The following is an 18,412-nucleotide window of genomic DNA, read 5'->3' on the forward strand; positions in this document are numbered from 1 at the left end:
GGCGGCGATTAAATAGCGATGACCGGGCGTCGCCGCCCGGCCATCCATGGCAATTCGGCAGGATCAGAGCGCGCCGATCGACCAGAAGAAGGTCTCGCCCGAGGAGTCGTCCACGCCATCATTGTCGGTGATGACATAGCCATGGCCGGCGGCGTCGACAGCGAAACTCTCCACCTTGTCGACCACATAGCCATTATTGGCCTTGAGGTCGGGAACCAGGTCTCGCACCAGTTCCTTGCTGACGGTCGGCAACTCGCCGCCCAGCGGGGCCGCGACCAGTTCGCTTACCGGCACGCGGTAGATTGCCTTGAGGGCTGCATTGTCGGCGATCTGGTTGTCGCGCTCGATGATGTAGGCGTAGTCGCCCTGCACGGTGATTTCGCTGAGCCCGACCCAGGTGCCTTCGGCGGCCGCCTCGAGCGGATAATGCACCGCGCCCCATTCTTTGGCTTCGGTGTTGTAGGAAACCAGCTTCACCAGACCCTTGGGATCATCCTTCCATTCGCGCTGAATGGCGATCCACAGCGTGTCGCCAATTTTGGCAATGCCTTCCGAACCCGAACGGGTCTCGCCGGCCAGTAGCGCTGCCGGGAAAGCGACCTCATCCTCGATCTCGCCATCCGCATTGACGTGGAACAGCGCATGCGGCGTCAACTTGGCGGTGTCGCCTTCCGAAGCCAGCCAGAAACCGCCTTCGCCGTCCAGCGTGATGCCTTCCAGGTCGAGCTTCTGGGCCGGCACGCCATTGCGGGTAACCACGGTCTTCTTGACGATGCGGGCCGGCTTGGCCGTCGCGTCAATGGTGTAGACCGCCGCTTCGCTGAACGCGCTGTCGCTGACGGCATAGAGAATGCCCGGCTGTTCGGCATCACCCACGGCGCCGGACAACGCGGCCCAGCCGATCGGTTTACCGTCGGCATCGAGATCCGACATGATCTGGGGATAGGCCGGCTCGCCTTCAGCGAGTTCAAAGATCATCACATGCGAACCAGCCAGCCCGTCGGGCGACAGATCGGTCTCGTTGGCCGTGACATAGAGATTGCGCGACGGAATGGCCAAGGCGCCTTCCGGGCCAATGCCCGAGGGCACGGACTGCCAATATTCGGGCTCGCCACCGGTGTCCTTGTAGATCGCCACCAGCGAGGAACGCTCCTGGTTGACGAAGATGAAGTTGGTGTCGCCGAACTTGCCCACTTCCATGCCTTCGGGCTCGACACCTTTGGCGTCCGAGCGGCCTTCCGGATAGTGGCCGAGCTGGGCGGCGATATATTCCATCGACGACCCGCTCTCATAGAGTTCGGTGCCGTCCTTGTGGAAGATGGTGAAACCGCGCGAGCCGCCTTCGTAGTCGCCTTCATTGGCGATGACGACGCGGTCACTATCGAGCCACTGGATTGCGTCGGGCTCGCGCTTGCGGCCATGCTGGCTCTCGGTGAAGCTCAGACGACCATCTTCGGTGGCGTCGATGCCGTCCAGGTCAACACTGCCGGCGCTGAAATCGCTGATGATTTTGCCGGTTTCGCCATTGAGGATGACGATGTGGTTGTTTTCCTGCAGCGTCACCGCCAATTCGTTGAGGCTGTTGAAGTCGGTATATTCCGGTTCGGCATCATCGCCGGCGAAATCAGCAACACCGGCCAGTTCGGTGACCCGCATGGTGCCGCAATCGACGCTGCCGCCGGCCACGTCGAAGAAGGTGATATTGCCGCTGGGCAGTTGCGGGATCACGCCGTCATTGAGGTCTTCGTCGCGCTGGTTTTCCATCGAAATGGCAATCAGCGACGCGTCGAAATTCTTGGCAATGGCGTCGGGCTGGCCGCCCAGATCGCAGGTCGCCTCGATGGTCTTGGTGGCAATGTCGATGATCGCCAGATAACCCGTAGGGGCGGTGAAGTCTGTCGTGGTGTCCGAGGTCACCAGCGCCTTGCCGCCGATCACCGCCACCGAGGTAGGGCCGCCATCCAGCGCCACGAAGCCGGCCGGCTTGGGCGCGGTCGGGTCGGTGATATCGATAAAGCCAATGCCACCCAGCAGCGCATTGGAATAAACCAGCGTCATGCCGTCTTCGGTTGCGGTGATGATTTCGGCCGAGTTCTCGGCCCCCTCTTCGGCATCGGGCGTATTCAGTGCGACCGGGAAGCTGGCAATGCGGTTGAAATACTCGGCAGCGGCGACCGTACCGGTCGTGGCCAGCAACGCCGCCGTGATGGCGGCCAGGTATTTTGGCTTGAACATGATGGAGCCTCGGTTGGAATAGGCTCCGCATAGGGTGGGCACGAGACAGTCCCATGACGCCACCATGACGGATCGGTGACAGCGCCCGCGTTCTATACACCGCACCCGCCAATCCCTATATTGCCCAACGAGAACAAAATAAGATTCGTCAATGCCCGCGCAGTGCGTCCTGCCCCGGACGCCGCGATGGAAAGGCCCTCAATGTCCGGTGATGCTCACCCACTCGATCGCCCCGCTGCCGGGTCGATTACCAGCCAGTTCAAACGGAACCAGGCGCCCGACTATCTGAGCGGCCTCAATGAGGAACAGCGCGATGCCGTGGAGTCCATCGAAGGCCCGTTGCTTGTGCTGGCCGGCGCCGGCACCGGCAAAACACGGGTACTGACCACCCGCATCGCCCACATCATCAATACCAACCGCGCCTGGCCAGGCCAGATCCTATCGGTGACCTTTACCAACAAGGCCGCCCGGGAAATGAAGGAGCGCATCGAAAAGCTCGTGCCGCGGCTCGATGCCATGCCCTGGATGGGCACCTTCCACTCGATCGGCGCCCGCATCCTGCGTCAGCACGCCGGGCTGGTGGGCCTGACCAGCTCCTTCACCATCGTGGATACCGACGATCAAATCCGGCTGATCAAGCAGTTGCTCGTCGCCGACAATATCGATGAGAAGCGTTGGCCCGCCAAGCAGTTCGCCGGAATGATGGATGGATGGAAGAACAAGGGCCTGCTGCCAAAGGATGTGTCGCCGGCCGATAGCGGCAGCTATGCCAATGGTCGTGGCGGCAAGCTCTACGCCGCCTACCAGGCCCGGCTTAAAGCGCTGAACGCCGCCGATTTTGGCGACCTGCTGCTGGAGTGTATCCGGCTGTTCAAGGAAAATCCGGACGTGCTGGCGGAGTACCATCGCAAGTTCAAATACATGCTGGTGGACGAATATCAGGACAGCAACGTCGCCCAATATCTCTGGCTGCGCCTGCTGGCTCAGGGGAAACCAGCCAGCGAAGCCAATATCTGCGTCGTGGGCGACGACGATCAGTCGATCTATGGCTGGCGTGGCGCCGAGGTCGACAACATCCTGCGCTTCGAAAAGGACTTTCCGGGCGCCAAGGTCATAAAGCTCGAGCGCAACTACCGCTCGACCTCGAACATCCTCAAGGCCGCCTCCAACATCATCGCCTTCAACGAAAGCCGCCTCGGCAAGACGCTGCAGACCGATGTGGGCGAAACTGGCGAGCCAGTCTCTGTCACCCAAGTCTGGGACAGCGAGGAAGAGGCGCGCACGGTCGGCGAAGAGATCGAACAATATCAGCGCGGGGGCGAGAGCCTCAACTCCATGGCAATTCTGGTCCGTGCCTCCTTTCAGATGCGCGAGTTCGAAGAGCGCTTCATTACCCTCGGCCTCAATTACCGCGTCATCGGCGGCCCGCGCTTTTACGAGCGCAAGGAAATCCGGGACGCTCTGGCCTATCTGCGTCTCGTCGCCCAACCTGCCGACGATCTTGCCTTCGAACGCATCATCAATGTTCCCAAGCGCGGCATAGGCGACGCCACGCTAAAAATGCTGATGGAGACGGCGCGGCACCAGAACATGCCGCTGCTGGCAGCCACCCGCCTGCTGCTCGAAACCGAGGAACTCAAGTCCAAGCAGCGCACGACCTTGGGTAGCCTGGTAGGCCAGTTCGAAGACTGGGCGTTCCGCACCGCGACGTTGCAGCCTTTCGAACTCGTTGAGCAGATCCTCGAAGAGAGCGGCTACACCGACATGCTCAGCGCCGACAAATCCGTTGAGTCCGAGGGCCGCAAGGAAAACCTCAAGGAACTGAGCCGCGCCATGGGAGAATTCGACACCCTTGGTGGCTTCCTCGAACACATCGCCCTGGTCATGGACCGCGATAACGCCGATGCCGCCGACGCCGTCACCATCATGACCCTGCATGGCGCCAAGGGGCTTGAGTTCAACACTGTCTTCCTGCCCGGCTGGGAAGAAGGCACCTTCCCCAGCCAGCGGTCGATGGATGAAAGCGGCCGAGCTGGGCTCGAGGAGGAACGTCGTCTCGCCTATGTCGGCATCACCCGTGGCCGCAAGCGCGTGCGCATCTCCGCCGCGCAAAACCGCCGCATCCACGGCCTTTGGCAATCGGCCATTCCTTCCCGCTTTCTCGATGAACTCCCCGCCGATGCGGTGGAAGTCACCGATACCGGCTCATCCTATGGCGGCTATGGCTATGGCGGCGGCGCCAGCAGCCGCTTCAACAAGGCCGACCCATTCGAGAGTGTCTACGAAACCCCCGGCTGGGCTCGCGCCCGCGCCCAACAGGCCAGCCGCAAGGGCGGCGGCCCGCTGACCATCGATGGCGATCTCGTAGCCCGCTCGGTTGACCTGGGCAATGACCGCTCGGCCTTCGGCATGGGCGAGCGGGTGTTCCACCTCAAATTTGGCTACGGCGCCATTGCCGATATCGAGGGCAACAAGCTGACCATCGATTTTGAAAAGGCCGGCCGCAAGAAGGTGCTGGAGAGTTTTATCAAGAAGGCATAAGCCCGATTCCGCCCAGCGGCTCGGTTTCGATCTGCTGGTCAAAGCCGGCAATGAGCGGCCGCGCCTTGGCGATAGTGGCCTGCACCTGCGGCAGCTTGAGCGATGCGGCGTGGCTGTCCTTGCTGTCCCAAACTTCGGTGATCCAGATGCCCTCAGCGCTGACCAGATCGCGAGCGATGACATAGCTACGGCAGCCCGGCATGGGCGCGTTGCCCTCAAGCATGATCGTGAGCAATTCCTCGCGCTTGCCCGGCGGTGCCAGCATCCTGCCCATCAATCCAAACATTGCCTGCCTCCATCAAATCTGGCGCATCCCGGCCGATGCGGGGATAAGTCAGATTGACCTAGCGATGGACTTATCGCAACTAGGCGCTGAACAGAGGATTTCCCCATGGCCGTCGACCAGCTCTCCGCCCCGCTCACCAAGGATCAGGCCTATGCCCTGGTCGATGCCGTCATGGAGCGGGACGATCTGGCGCTGACCGCCTCGGCGCATGAGAATGAAGAGACCGGGGAATGGTTTTTCGAAGCAACCTGCGAGAGCCCGCCCAATGTAGATGCCTTTGTTGAGCTGGCGCGGCAGACCCTGGGCGGCGTGGTGGAATTTTCCGTCGCCCCCATCGATCCCGACATCAACTGGGTCGCCAAGTCGCTGGAAGGCCTGGCACCGGTCATCGCGGGTGGCTTTTACGTTTATGGCAGCCATGAAACCGGGCCAATTCCCGAAGGGCTGACCCCGATGAAAATCGATGCGGCACAAGCCTTTGGCACCGGTCACCACGAAACCACCACCGGGTGCCTCGAAGCCATCGACAAAGTGCTCAAGCGCCGCTCGCCGCAGCGCATGATCGACGTCGGCACCGGCACCGGCGTGCTCGCCATCGCGCTGGCCAAGCGGACCCAGCTGACGGTGATCGCCAGCGATATCGACCCAATTTCGGTGACCACCACCATCGACAATGCCGTCCACAACGGTGTCGGTCCGCAGATCGTCGCGCTGGAAGCGACCGGCGTCGACCACCCCGAAATCCAGAAAAATGCGCCTTATGATCTGCTCGTGGCCAATATTCTGGCCGGCCCGCTAATGGCGCTGGCCCCGGCCATGGCCGCTGTGGCCCAGCCCGGCGCGACGGTAATCCTGTCCGGTATCTTGGAGCATCAGGCCCCCGGCGTCATCGATGCCTATACGCGCGAAGGGCTGGTGCTGAACGAGCAGTTGCAGCGCAAGGAATGGTCGACGCTGATCCTCGAACGGCCCTGACGCCTTTCCACCCACAGTGTCACCCCGGCCTTGAGCCGGGGCCCATCCCCAGATCACCCTGCCTAAAAAGCAAAATCCCCGAAGCGGGCTCCGGGGATCGACAGTGTCGTCAGCAATTCCTGCGGCATCCTTACGGACGCTTGGTGAACGCGCCGATCAGCTGGTGCTGCATGCGATAGCTGACCTGGCGGTTCGATTCACGACCACGGGCGTCGAGGACGGAGCCCAGGGCCTTGCGGAAATCGTTCTTGCTCTCGGTCATTTTCTGTCTCCATGCACGCGATGACGGAAGTCTGTTGCCGCCGTCATGCTCTGTTTAGGCTGGCGGGTAGGATTTGGTTAGGTCCTTTGTCTCAGACCAGCCCTGCGTCCCCCGCAAGTCCCGTTACTATTTGGTAAATTTGTTGTTCAGGCGCGGGTAGCTGCGCTCGAAGCGCTCGACATAGAGGCGTGCTTCGCGCTCGCGGCCGGCGATCAGCGCGTCAAATGCCCGCGCTACGAAATTCTTGTCCTTGCCCATCTTCGTTCTCCTTGGTTCTGCGACTAAGGTAGGCGGTAGTGGGCGATATGCCATGCCCAAAGCCGCACAACAGCCATGTCCGGGGCGCAGCCCGGCGCAAGGAACCGATCCGTTCATGACCGCAAAGAGCTTTCCAGCCACCATTTTCCAGAGCTTTGAGGAAAAAACCGACAGCAAGACAGTCGCTCCGCGTCTTGCCGCATTGCGCGAAGCGATGAGTCAGGCCGGGGTGGATGGCTTCCTCATCCCCCGCGCTGACGCGCATCGTGGCGAATCGGTGCCGGCCAGCGAAGCACGACTGGCCTGGCTTACCGGCTTTACCGGTTCGGCCGGGCTGGCCATGGTGGGCGCCAAGAAGGCCGGCTTGTTCGTCGATAGCCGCTATACGCTGCAGGCTCCGGCCCAGACCGATACCGCTAAATTCACCGTTCATGAGTGGCTGCTGGGCGGGTTGTCGCCCCAGGTGGCCGACTATGTGCCCAAGCTCGGCACCATTGCCTATGATCCCTGGCTGCATACGCCCGGCGAAATCCGCGACCTGGCCGCCAAGCTCGAGGGCCGGGCGAAACTAGTGCCCGGCCCCAATTTGGTTGACACCGTCTGGCCCGACCGCCCGGCCCCCCCAGTCTCGACCATCGAATTTCTCGGCCACAACCGGGCCGGCCAGGCTGCCCCCGACAAGATTTCCGAAATCCAGGCGGCACTGGCCGCCGACCATGCCGACGCAACCGTGCTGACGCTGCCGGAATCGATCTGCTGGCTGTTCAACATGCGCGGCCGCGACGTGCCTAACACCCCCTTCGTGCTCGGCTTTGCCATCGTGCCGCAAAAGGGCCAGCCGACGCTTTATCTCGACCCGGCCAAGATCACCGATGCGGTGCATACCGCACTGGACGGCGTGGCCAAGCTGGCCAGCAGCCCGTCCCTGCCAGCCGCGCTGGCCAAGCTGGGCAAGGCCGGCAAGACCGTGCTGATCGACCCTGCCAGCGCGCCCGAGGCCATCGTAGCAGCGCTGAGCGAGGCCGGCGCAACGCTGGTCGAAAAGCGCGACCCGGTCTTGCTGCCGAAATCGCGCAAGAACCCGGCCGAGCTGGCCGGCATGCGCGAAGCGCATGTTTTGGACGGGGTGGCCATGGCCAAATTCCTCGCCTGGTTCGATGCGACGGCGCCGGGCGGCGAATTGACTGAAATCGGCATCGTCACCGCCCTGGAGGCCTTCCGCCGCGAGGACGAGAGCTGCGTCGACGCCAGCTTCGATACGATTTCCGGCGCCGGCCCCAATGGCGCCATCGTCCACTACCGGGTGACCACCAAGACCGACCGCCGGCTCAACCCCGGCGAACTCATGCTGGTGGATAGCGGCGCACAATATCTGGCCGGCACCACCGACATTACCCGCACCCTATCCACCGGCACCCCGACCGCGGAACAGCGCGACCGCTACACCCGGGTGCTCAAGGGCATGATCGCCATTTCCATGGCGCGCTTCCCCAAGGCCACCACCGGCGCCCAGCTCGATATTCTGGCGCGCCAGTTTCTCTGGCAGGCGGGCGTCACCTATAATCACGGCACCGGCCACGGCGTCGGCGCCTATCTCGGCGTACATGAAGGCCCGGTGGGGATTTCGCCGCGTTACACCATCCCGTTCGAAGCGGGCAACGTCATCTCCAACGAGCCGGGCTACTACAAGACCGGCGAATACGGCATCCGCGTCGAAAACCTGATCACCGTGATCGAGAGCACCGAATTCCCCGGCTATTTCGAGTTTGAAACCCTGACCCTGGCCCCGATCGACAAGCGCCTGATCGACACCGCACTGCTGACGAATGATGAGCGGGCGTGGCTGGATGATTATCACCAGCGGGTGTGGGCCGAGATCGGGCCCAAGGTCACGGGCAATGTGCGGGACTGGCTGAAGGGCGCGACGGCGGCGGTTTAGGACGGCTGCCCACCCACCGGCGTCACCCTCCCCTTGCGGGAAGGGACAGCGAGATAGGGACTTAGCCCAGCGCTAAGTCCTTGATCGAGCTGGGTGGGGGTTTGGCTCCGCAAGCTCAGCGCCCGCGCCCCCACCCTTGATCCCTCCCCGCAAGGGGGAGGGTGTCGACTGAAAGGATGCCGCCTAATACGCCGCTGCCGCCTCGGCAAAAATCTCGCTCAGACGATAGAGATTATCCGGGCTGGTCGATACCACATCGTCGATCTTCCAGCCGTCTTCCAGCACCAGCTCATAGACGAGGCGGCGGCGCTGGCCGAAATTCTTGAAGCTGACCTCCACCGTGGCCGCATCGCCATCCATGGCGGGCGTGCCGATCACCAGATCGGTGACCTCATAGTCCTGACCATCGATATAGGGATCAAAGCTGATGGCGCCCATTTCGCCTTCGGGGGTGATTTCGGCGTCATTGTCGTAGAGCGCCTGCAGCGCCTCGGAACGGAACTGGGTCTCGTCCTCGTAAAAATCGCCACTGAAATAGGGCTCGTAAAAGGCTTCGAGCAGCGCTTCTGGCGATTCATAGGGTTGGGCGGCAGCGAACCCGGTCAGGGTCAAGAACAGGCCGGCGGCGAGTGCGGCTAGGCGCATGGTGATTCTCCAGGTGACGCTAATTGAACCAGAAGGCGTAGTTGAGCCAGTCAGCCCCAAAACTGCGATTGGCGGCAGCAAAGCTCTGCGCATCGGCCACCGGCCCATCCCGCAGGAAGGGCAGTGCGCCGGACCCGGTGAGCAGTAGCACCAGATCGGTTTCCGTCGCCGTCTCGAAATAGGCTTTCAGATCAAAGCCCTGCTTGAAGCGCCAATGCGGCACCAGCAGCTCGCCGGCGAACACCTGATCAAGCGTATCCAGCGTGGCGAGCCAGGCGTCGACGATCTCCTGCGTCACCGCCATGTCGGGCACGATGGAGGTCTGGCGTGGGGACGGCACCAGCTCGCGATTGTCATCTGTTTCGGCGAGGATGGCTTCCCAGTTGCGGCGGGAAAAGCCGGTGATGGCTTTCAGCCGCTCCAGCACTCCGGCCAGCCGCGCGCTGTCGGTCACCGAGAAATCCAGCGTGTGGATGGCGGCGATCAAATCGGCAATGTCGCCATCGCTCTGCGCATCCATGAACAGCGAGCCGCCAACGGCAAAATCCTGCATCGGCAGTCCGGCCTTGGGAAATATCCGGTGCAGATAGGCATTGAACAAGCCGGAGAAATCATGCGCCAGCAGCAGGTCGATCGGCGCCGCGACAATCTGGGTATAGCCGGCAAACCATAGCGCGTCGGCGCGATCGAAACCGATGCTGGTATCCGCGACCGCTTGCGATGGGGCATCGGCAAAGGGGATATCGGCGAAATAACCGACTGAAACAAGCAAGGCGCCCAGCGTTTCATGCGCGTCCGCCGTGCCATTACCATCGAGATCAATGCGCACCCTGAGCGGATCGATGCTGATGACGTAATCGCCCGCCGCGCCGGCATTTTCGAAATGTCCGCATGCCGTATCCAGCGCCGTCACGAAATCGGCGAGGATGGCGTATAGCTGCTCATAACTGAGCGGCTTCGGATCAGGATTGGCGGGGCCGCCGGGCGTATCGTCAGGCCCCACCCCCAGCAATCTGGCCGCAATGGGCATGCCGGGCGTAGCGGCGCCATGACGGTGAAACGCCTGCGCCGCCGCTTCCACGCCATCCACCAAACTCAGCAGCCCGGCGGCGAAACAGGCGTCAGAATGGCGTTCGCCACATTGTCGGAGGACGGTGTCGCGCGCCTCCCCCAGCGTGCCGTCATAGAGGCGCAGGGCGAGTTGATCGCCGGACTCGCTGGCCTGCGCCGCCACGGGCAGCAGCAGGGCGGCGACGGCCGCAGTTCTCAATCCTCGCATGGCCTAATCCCCGTGTGGCTATTTGCCGACGCGCACGAACCACTCATCCTCGCTGATCACCTCGACGCCCAGCGCCTCGGCAGTTTTCAGCTTGGACCCGGCGCCCGGCCCGGCAATCAGAATGTCGGTCTTGGCCGACACCGACCCGGCCACCTTGGCGCCCAGCCGTTCAGCCATAGCCTTGGCCTCCGATCGTGTCATTTTTTCGAGGGAACCGGTGAACACCACCGTCTTTCCCGCCACTACGCTATCGGCCGAAACCTGCACCACATAAGGCTTGGGCTGCACCTGGGCGAGTAGCGCCTCCACCACATCGTCATTGCGCTGATTGCCGAAGAAATCGACCAGCGCCTTGATCACCGTGCCACCAATGCCATCGACCGAAGGGAACACCGTCAGCGGGTCCTCAGCGGCAGCGGTTGCCTTCCCGACGCGCATCAATTCTTCCATGGTCGAGAAGGTCCGCGCCAGCATCGCCGCCGTGGTTTCCCCGATATGGCGGATGCCCAGCGCGAAGATGAACCGGTCCAGCTCCGGATTGCGCCGCGCATCAATGGCAGCGAACAGCTTGTCGAGCCCCTCATAATTGCGGTCCTCAACGCTACGGACATTTTTGCGCGTCTTGCCCGAAGCGGCTTCGCGCGCGAGCGCCTGCTCTTCGCGCCGCGTCGCCATGGCATGGGTGACCTCGGCCCGGCGATCCTTGAGGGTGAAGATATCGGCGGCGGTCTTGATCAGGCCGGCATTGAAGAACAGGTCGATGTTTTCCGCGCCCAGGCCTTCGATATCCAGCGCCCCGCGCGACACAAAATGGCGCAGCCGTTCGATGGCCTGCGCCGGGCAGATCAATTCGCCGGTGCAGCGGCGGCGGGAATCTTCCTTGCCGGTCTTCTCGTTCAGCTCGCGCGTGGCCGGCGAGCCGCAAACTGGGCAGGTCTGGGGAAATTCATAGGGCACCGCGTCAGCTGGGCGCTTCTCCAGCACCACGCTGACGATCTGGGGAATGACGTCGCCGGCCCGCTGAATGACCACGGTATCGCCGAGGCGAATATCAATGCCCTCGCGGATCGGCAGGCCAAAGCTGTCGAAACCCTTGATATAGTCCTCATTGTGCAGCGTGACGTTTTCCACCACCACGCCGCCGACAGTAACCGGCTCCAGCCGCGCTACCGGTGCCAGCGTTCCGGTGCGACCGACCTGAATGTCGATCTTCTTGATGACAGTGGTCGCCTGTTCGGCCGGGAATTTATGCGCCACGGCCCAGCGCGGCTCACCGGTAACGAAGCCCCAGCGGCGCTGCAATTCGAGCTGGTCGACCTTGTAGACCACACCGTCAATATCGTAGCCGAGCGAGGAGCGCTGCTCTTCGATGAGCCGATATTGCGCGATCAGTTCGTCCACCGAATTGGCCCGCACCATCAGCGGGCTGACCTGAAAGCCCCATTCGGCAAATTTCTGCACCGCCTCATATTGCGTCGGCGCCGGGTCTGCCGTGATGGCGCCCCAGGCATAGGCGAAAAAGCGCAGATTGCGGCTGGCGGTGACCGAGGCGTCCTTCTGGCGCAGCGAGCCGGCTGCGGTATTGCGCGGATTGACATAATCCTGACCGCCAGCGGCAGCGGAACGGGCTTTCAATGCCTGGAATTCGGCATAGGTCATATAGACCTCGCCGCGAATTTCGATGTTCTCGGGCCAGCCCGAGCCGGCGAGCCGTTCGGGAATATCCTTGATAGTGCGCAGATTGGCGGTGATATCCTCGCCTACCGCACCGTCGCCGCGCGTCGCGCCCTGCACGAAGACGCCATTTTCATAGCGCAGCGAAGCGGAGAGCCCGTCGATCTTGGGCTCGGCGGTGAAAGCGATTTCGAGGTCCTTGTCGCGCTCGAAAAAGCGCCGGCCACGGGTGATGAAATCGACCACGTCTTCGTCGCTATAGGCCTTGGCGAGGCTGAGCATCGGCACGGCGTGGCGCACCTTGGCAAAGCCTTCCGCGGGCGGCGCGCCGACGGAGTTGGACGGACTGTCATCGCGCACCAGCGCCGGAAAGGCTTCCTCGATAGCGTCATTGCGCCGGCGCATCCCATCATAGGCAGCGTCGGTGATCTCGGGGGCGTCGTTCTGGTGATAGGCGACATCGGCGGCGGCAACGGCCTCGGCCAGCCGCGCCAGCTCAGCCTGCGCCTCGGCTTCGGTCAGCTCATCAACGGGTTTTTGCGACAGGTCGGTCATGAAATACTCGGCGGCCAGTACTGTTGGTTGTGAAGAGGATACCCCCTCCTAACCTCCCCCTGATAGGGGGCGGTACACATCGAGGATCGGGCTCCATCGTGCCACGCCCACCGCGCGGCGCCTCCCCCTTGTCAGGGGGAGGTTGGGAGGGGGTATGTTGAGCTATCCCCTAACCCACTTCGCTCAGCAGCTTGCTGGCGGCGGCGCGGGCTTCGTCGGTCACCTGGGCGCCGGCCAGCATGCGGGCGACTTCTTCCTGGCGGGCGGCATTGTCCAGCGGCTTGACGTGGGTGCGCATGAACGCGCCTTCCTTGACCGCCTGCTTTTCGATCAGCAGATGGCGCTGGGCCCGTGCCGCCACCTGGGGGGCATGGGTTACCGCCAGCACCTGCACCTTGCCGGCAAGGCGCGCCAGCCGGCGGCCGATAGCGTCGGCGACCGCGCCACCGACGCCGGTGTCGATTTCGTCAAAAATCAGCACCGGAGCCGAGCCCCGGTCGGCCAGCACCACTTTGAGCGCCAGCAGGAACCGGCTGAGTTCGCCGCCCGAAGCCACCTTGAGCAACGGGCCGGCGGCGGTGCCGGGATTGGTCTGGACGTGAAAGGCGATCTGGTCAAAGCCGGAAGCGGCGATGCGGGCGGTGTCGATCTGGTGGTCGACGATGAATTTGGCTGCGCCCAGCTTGAGGTCGGGCAGCTCAAGGCCCACCGCCTTGCCCAGCGCCGCAGCGGCCTTGGCGCGCCCGGCGCTCAGCGTCGTGGCGAGCTTGCGATAGGTGTCCATCGCTTTGGCTTCAGCGGCTTGGAGGGCCGTCAGCCGCGTCTCGCCGCTTTGCAGGGTTTCGAGATCGTCGCGATATTTGGCAAGCACGTCGGCCAACCCGTCGCAGCTGGTCTGGTGCTTGCGGGCGGCGGCGCGCAGAGCGAACAGGCGTTCCTCGACGCTTTCCAGCTCGGCCGGATCATAGGCCATTTCACGCTTGAGGTCTTCGAGGGCGTCGCCGGTGTGGTCGAGGGCGGCGAGCGAGGCGTCGAGGGAATCAACGATGGGCTGGAACAGGCTGGAGCCACCATCGATCTTGCGCATCAGCCGGCGCATCAGGCTGGCCAGGGCCGGCGCGGGCGCCGACGGGCCGTTGAGCATGCCGTCGATTTCGATGACATCGGCGGCGGACCGCTCGACCTGCTGCAAATGCTGGCGGCGCTCGGCCAGTTCGTCCTCTTCCCCGGTCGCTGGCTTGAGCTTGCCCAGTTCTTCCACCGTATGGCGGGCATAGTCCTCGGCGGCCAGCGCCTGGGCCACCAGCGCCTGCTGCGCCACCACGGCGTCCTGAGCGTCGGCCAGATCCTGCCAGGCGTCGCGCAGCTTGCCGACCTGGCCTTCCAGCTCGCCAAAAGCGTCGAGAGTGGCGCGGTGAGTGGCACCATCGACCAATGCCCGGTCGTCATGCTGGCCGTGGATTTCCACGATCTGCCCGCCGACCTTTTGCAGCAAGGCGGCGGAAACCGGCTGATCATTGATGAAGGCGCGGGTGCGGCCATCGGCAAACTGTACCCGGCGCAGGATCACGTCTTCGTCGTCGGGAATGGCATTGTCACGCAGCGCCGCGCGGGCCGGATGATCGGCGGCCAGTTGCAGCACGGCAACCACCTGCCCGCTCTCCTGCCCGCTGCGCACCAGCGAGGCGTCGCCGCGCCCGCCCAGCGCCAGGGTCAGGGCGTCGAGCAGAATGGATTTTCCGGCACCGGTCTCGCCGGTGAGGACGGTCATGCCACCATCGAGCGCCAGATCGAGCTGGTCGATAAGAACAATGTTGCGAACCGAGAGCGCGTTCAGCATGCGCGGGTTATTCCCAAACTTCGGCCGCCAAGCGGCGCAGATCTTGTCTTAGTCTTACCATCAGGGCGTCATGCCTGCGAAAGCGGGAATCCCCCTTTCGCACAGGGAGATTCCCGCCGCTGCGGGACTGACGTCGAGGATTCGGCCAGATCACGCCAAGCAATCCACACAAACGAACCGGGGCGCATCTTAGCGCCCCGGAACAAACTAGCAACAAATTACTTCAACGACGTTATTTCTTCAGCCCGGCCATCCAGCTGCCATTGTTGACAGCGGGGGCGAGGCCCTGCTTGCCCAGCAGTTCGAAGGCCTGCTTGTACCAGGTGCTGGACGGATAATTGTGGCCCAGCACGGCGGCAGCAGTCGCGGCTTCGTTGGTCAGGCCCAGCGACAGATAGGCTTCGGTCAGGCGGAACAGGGCTTCCTCGATGTGAGTCGAAGTCTGCCAGGTTTCCACCACCACGCGGAAGCGGTTGATGGCCGCGGTGTACTGGCCCTGCCCCAGATAGTAACGGCCAACCGACATTTCCTTGCCCGCCAGCTGGTCAAACGCCACCAGCAGCTTTTCCTTGGCGTCGTTGGCGTATTCGGACTTGGGATAGTTGGAAATCACCAAGCTGTAGGTGTCGATGGCATCACGCGACAATTGCTGGTCGCGGGTGATGTCCTTGATCTGGGCGAAATAGGAATTGGCTTTGAGATACAGCACATAGGCTGCGTCCTTGCCATTCGGATACAGCGCCATAAAGCGGTCGGCGGCGAGAATCGCCTCGTTCAGCTTGCCGCTGCGGTAATTGGCATAGACCTGCATCAGCTTGGACTTTTCCACCATCGGATCGCGCGGGTGCTGGCGATCCAGCTGCTCCAGCGATTTGATCGCGGTGGCGAAATACTGGCGATCCATATCGTCCAGCGCCTTCTGATACAGCGTGGCGGCCGGAATGATCGGCTCTTCCTTGTTCTTGACTGGCCCGAACAGGCTGCAGCCGGCGAGCACCGCCACCATCACGGCAACGGTGAGGAACCGGGCGGCCCGGCTGGTGAAACCACCAATTGCGTCAACTGTCACGAACTGCCCCGTCCTTATAACGAAAACCGCATTGCGGCGGCGTAGTTAGTAAATGGATCAAAACTGTGGCGCTACGCCTCGCCCCCCTTCGGGGGTCAGCGCACGGACCGCAGGTAATGATTGACCTCCAACCCATCCGGCTGGTCTTCGAAGGCTTCGAATTCCAGTGGCAGGTCCTCTGCGCCGACTATCTCATAGTTGGCTTCGCTGGAAAAGAGACCGGTCAGCACATGGGCATTAAGCGCATGCCCACCCTTATAGGAGCGGAAGCGCCCCCAGATCGGCAGCCCACCCAGCGACAGATCGCCAATGGCGTCGAGCAACTTGTGGCGGACGAACTCGTCCTCATAGCGCAGCCCGCCCGGATTGAGGATACGATCCTCGTGTACCGTGATGGAATTGTCGAGGCTGGAGCCCAGCGCATAGCCGGCCTGGCGCAGAATCTTGGCATCGCGCACGAAACCGAAAGTGCGGGCGCGCGACACGTCTTCATAATAGCGGCGCGGCGTCCAGTCGAAGATCATGCGCTGGCGGCCGATGACCTTGCTGTCAAAATCGATCTCGAGATCAAGCGCCCGCCCATTATAGGGCTCGAGGGCAGCGAAAGCGTCATTGTTGCGCACGGTGACGGCGCGGATGACCTTGAGGAATTTTCGCTGCGCCGGCTGGATGTCGAGACCGACCTGCAGGATAGCTTCGGCAAAGGGGCGCGCGCTGCCGTCCAGAATGGGGCATTCGCCGCCATCGAGGGTAATGAGAGCATTATCGACGCCCATTCCGCTAAGGGCCGAGGTGACATGCTCGATGGTGGCGACGCTGATGCTGCCACCCAGATCGAGCGTGGTGCAGAGCGTCGTGCGGGTCACGCGCGAAAAATGCACCTGTACGGGTACGGTGGTGGTGCCATCGCCCAGCTCGCGGCAGATGGTGATGCCAGAATCCGCCGGGCCCGGCTTGATCGTCATGGTCACCGGCTGCCCGCTATGGACACCATAGCCAGAAAAGCTGATCGCAGCCGAAAGGGTACGCTGGCGCGTGGACAGTTTGTGCATACGCAATATTACTCCGACCCCAGGCCCTGAACGTCCGGCACTGTGTTAGCCAAAAAAAACTCGGTGCGAAAGTCGCACCGAGTAATGTTTTCTCGAATTGGCGGCGCGCCGTTAACCGTGCTTGCGCAGGAAAGCCGGGATTTCGAGGCTCTCCTTCTGCGGCGCCGGGGCCGGCTGGCGACCATGAGCATCAAGGTTGCCACGGGCACCGTCCAGCGGCGCACCGGCACGCGAAGCCCTTGCGCCGCCTGCCTCTATGGCACTGCGGGCAGCGGCGTCGTCAGCGGCGGCGTAGGAAATTTCTTCGCGCGGAGCCGGCTGGGGCTGACCCAGATTAAGACCGACATTGGAGGCCAGCTTCTTGAACAGAGCGCGCGCATTGCGCGGTTCTGCCTCAGGACGTTCCTGCGCTTCCTGTGTCCGCCTCGCAACAATCGGCAGCTCCTCGGTGCGCGGCATGCGGCGCTGACCCTCGGGGCGCGCCGCGTGCGACGGCACATAGACGCTTGGCACCGGCTGTTCTTCCATGGCGACCGGCTCGTCGGCCTCATGCAGGCTCTCAGTGGCGGAAGGCGTATAGGGCTCGACGAAGACGCCATCGTCTTCATGACCATAATGGGCCGGCGCGGAGTCGGCGTGGAACGCCTCGGCCACGGCCGCTTCGACCTGATGCTCGATCGCCTGCGACATGGCCGGCGTGGTCACGGACGCCCGTTCGACCTGCACGCGAGTCGGCTCGACCGGCACATGACGACGCACTTCCAGCGGAGTGCGCGACGCATGCGGCTTAGCCGGCTCGAGGGCCTGCACCATGGTGGCGTCGGTACCGGTGGCCACGACGGACACGCGCAGCGTGCCGGTGAGGCTCGGATCGTAGGTCGCGCCCAGGATGATATTGCAATCGGGGTCGACTTCCTCGCGGATGCGGCTGGCCGCTTCATCGACTTCATACAGTGTCAGGTCCGGACCGCCGGTGATGGAGATCAGCAGACCGCGCGCGCCCTGCATCGACACATCGTCAAGCAGCGGATTGGCAATGGCGGCTTCGGCGGCGTGACGGGCACGATCTTCGCCCGAGGCTTCGCCGGTCCCCATCATCGCCTTGCCCATGCCGCGCATCACGGCGCGCACGTCGGCGAAGTCGAGGTTGATCAGGCCTTCCTTGACCATCAAATCGGTGATGCAGGCGACGCCGGAGAACAGCACCTGATCGGCCATCGCAAACGCGTCGGCAAAGGTGGTCTTCTCGTTGGCAACGCGGAACAGGTTCTGGTTGGGGATGACGATCAGCGTATCGACATGGCGATGCAGCTCATCGATGCCATCGTCAGCCAGACGGGTGCGACGATTGCCTTCGAAGTTGAAGGGCTTGGTGACCACGCCAACGGTCAGAATGCCTTGCTCGCGCGCTGCCCGAGCCACAACGGGCGCAGCGCCGGTACCGGTACCACCGCCCATGCCGCAGGTGATGAACACCATGTGCGAGCCACTGAGATGGTCGTTGATCTCGTCCCAGCTCTCTTCGGCGGCCGCACGACCCACTTCGGGATGCGAGCCAGCGCCGAGGCCTTCGGTAACACCGACGCCGAGCTGGATGATGCGCTGGGCCTTGGACAGGGCCAGAGCCTGGGCGTCGGTATTGGCGACGACAAAGTCGACCCCATCGAGCCCGGACTCGATCATATTGTTAACGGCGTTACCGCCGCCACCGCCAACACCGAAGACGGTGATGCGTGGCTTGAGTTCCTGAATATCCGGGATGGTGAGGTTGATGGTCATGAATGGCCTCATAGTGGCGTGGT

14 protein-coding genes are annotated in these 18,412 nt (G+C 62.9%); 3 read left to right on the forward strand and 11 right to left on the reverse strand.

The genetic code is table 11. The annotated features are described in order from the left end of the window. Positions 1–63 precede the first annotated feature (63 nt). On the reverse strand, positions 64–2,235 hold the full coding sequence (locus ACX3OZ_RS02760) for an esterase-like activity of phytase family protein (protein ID WP_459103766.1): 2,172 nt from the start codon (positions 2,233–2,235) through the stop codon (positions 64–66). Between the two features lie 201 nt (positions 2,236–2,436). Between ACX3OZ_RS02760 and ACX3OZ_RS02765 the strand changes: the two genes are divergently transcribed. Next, positions 2,437–4,776: an ATP-dependent helicase gene (locus tag ACX3OZ_RS02765; protein WP_459103767.1), complete on the forward strand. Its 2,340-nt coding sequence runs from the start codon at positions 2,437–2,439 to the stop codon at positions 4,774–4,776. Here ACX3OZ_RS02765 and ACX3OZ_RS02770 read toward each other — a convergent pair. Further along, on the reverse strand, positions 4,763–5,062 hold the full coding sequence (locus ACX3OZ_RS02770) for a putative quinol monooxygenase (protein ID WP_459103768.1): 300 nt from the start codon (positions 5,060–5,062) through the stop codon (positions 4,763–4,765). The two genes, ACX3OZ_RS02765 and ACX3OZ_RS02770, sit on opposite strands and share 14 nt — an antisense overlap. Before the next feature lie 105 nt (positions 5,063–5,167). On the opposite strand from ACX3OZ_RS02770, the gene ACX3OZ_RS02775 reads away from it, so the two are divergent. Further along, positions 5,168–6,037, forward strand: a complete 870-nt coding sequence (locus tag ACX3OZ_RS02775; RefSeq protein WP_459094957.1) for a 50S ribosomal protein L11 methyltransferase — start codon at positions 5,168–5,170, stop codon at positions 6,035–6,037. A 130-nt stretch (positions 6,038–6,167) separates the two neighbouring features. Here the strand turns inward: ACX3OZ_RS02775 and ACX3OZ_RS02780 are convergent, their stop codons facing one another. Both ACX3OZ_RS02780 and ACX3OZ_RS02785 read right to left on the reverse strand, forming a co-directional pair. Then, complete coding sequence (locus tag ACX3OZ_RS02780; RefSeq protein WP_459094956.1) at positions 6,168–6,299, reverse strand: hypothetical protein; 132 nt, start codon at positions 6,297–6,299, stop codon at positions 6,168–6,170. Positions 6,300–6,425: 126 nt separating this feature from the next. Beyond that, on the reverse strand, positions 6,426–6,557 hold the full coding sequence (locus tag ACX3OZ_RS02785) for a hypothetical protein (protein WP_459094955.1): 132 nt from the start codon (positions 6,555–6,557) through the stop codon (positions 6,426–6,428). Between the two features lie 115 nt (positions 6,558–6,672). Between ACX3OZ_RS02785 and ACX3OZ_RS02790 the strand changes: the two genes are divergently transcribed. Beyond that, positions 6,673–8,496 (forward strand): aminopeptidase P family protein, encoded by a 1,824-nt coding sequence (locus tag ACX3OZ_RS02790; protein ID WP_459094954.1) that lies wholly within the window; start codon positions 6,673–6,675, stop codon positions 8,494–8,496. 183 nt (positions 8,497–8,679) lie between these two features. Here ACX3OZ_RS02790 and ACX3OZ_RS02795 read toward each other — a convergent pair whose 3' ends face one another. The 7 genes from ACX3OZ_RS02795 to ftsZ all read right to left on the reverse strand — a co-directional run bounded on the left by ACX3OZ_RS02795 (position 8,680) and on the right by ftsZ (position 18,389). Continuing rightward, complete coding sequence (locus tag ACX3OZ_RS02795) at positions 8,680–9,141, reverse strand: YqhG/Tai3 family protein (RefSeq protein ID WP_459094953.1); 462 nt, start codon at positions 9,139–9,141, stop codon at positions 8,680–8,682. Positions 9,142–9,160: 19 nt separating this feature from the next. Beyond that, complete coding sequence (locus ACX3OZ_RS02800; RefSeq protein WP_459103769.1) at positions 9,161–10,420, reverse strand: hypothetical protein; 1,260 nt, start codon at positions 10,418–10,420, stop codon at positions 9,161–9,163. A gap of 18 nt (positions 10,421–10,438) precedes the next feature. Next, positions 10,439–12,640 (reverse strand): NAD-dependent DNA ligase LigA, encoded by a 2,202-nt coding sequence (gene ligA / locus ACX3OZ_RS02805; protein WP_459095463.1) that lies wholly within the window; start codon positions 12,638–12,640, stop codon positions 10,439–10,441. Between the two features lie 178 nt (positions 12,641–12,818). Continuing rightward, complete coding sequence (gene recN / locus ACX3OZ_RS02810) at positions 12,819–14,489, reverse strand: DNA repair protein RecN (protein WP_459094951.1); 1,671 nt, start codon at positions 14,487–14,489, stop codon at positions 12,819–12,821. A 232-nt stretch (positions 14,490–14,721) separates the two neighbouring features. Continuing rightward, positions 14,722–15,558, reverse strand: coding sequence for an outer membrane protein assembly factor BamD (locus tag ACX3OZ_RS02815; protein WP_459094950.1), 837 nt, complete (start codon positions 15,556–15,558; stop codon positions 14,722–14,724). A 95-nt stretch (positions 15,559–15,653) separates the two neighbouring features. Continuing rightward, positions 15,654–16,610 carry a UDP-3-O-acyl-N-acetylglucosamine deacetylase gene (gene lpxC, locus ACX3OZ_RS02820; RefSeq protein ID WP_459094949.1) on the reverse strand — a complete coding sequence of 319 codons (957 nt, stop codon included), beginning with the start codon at positions 16,608–16,610 and terminating at the stop codon, positions 15,654–15,656. A gap of 111 nt (positions 16,611–16,721) precedes the next feature. After that, positions 16,722–18,389 carry a cell division protein FtsZ gene (gene ftsZ, locus ACX3OZ_RS02825; protein WP_459094948.1) on the reverse strand — a complete coding sequence of 556 codons (1,668 nt, stop codon included), beginning with the start codon at positions 18,387–18,389 and terminating at the stop codon, positions 16,722–16,724. Between the last annotated feature and the right edge of the window lie 23 nt (positions 18,390–18,412).

Source organism: Devosia sp. A369 (genome assembly GCF_054489345.1).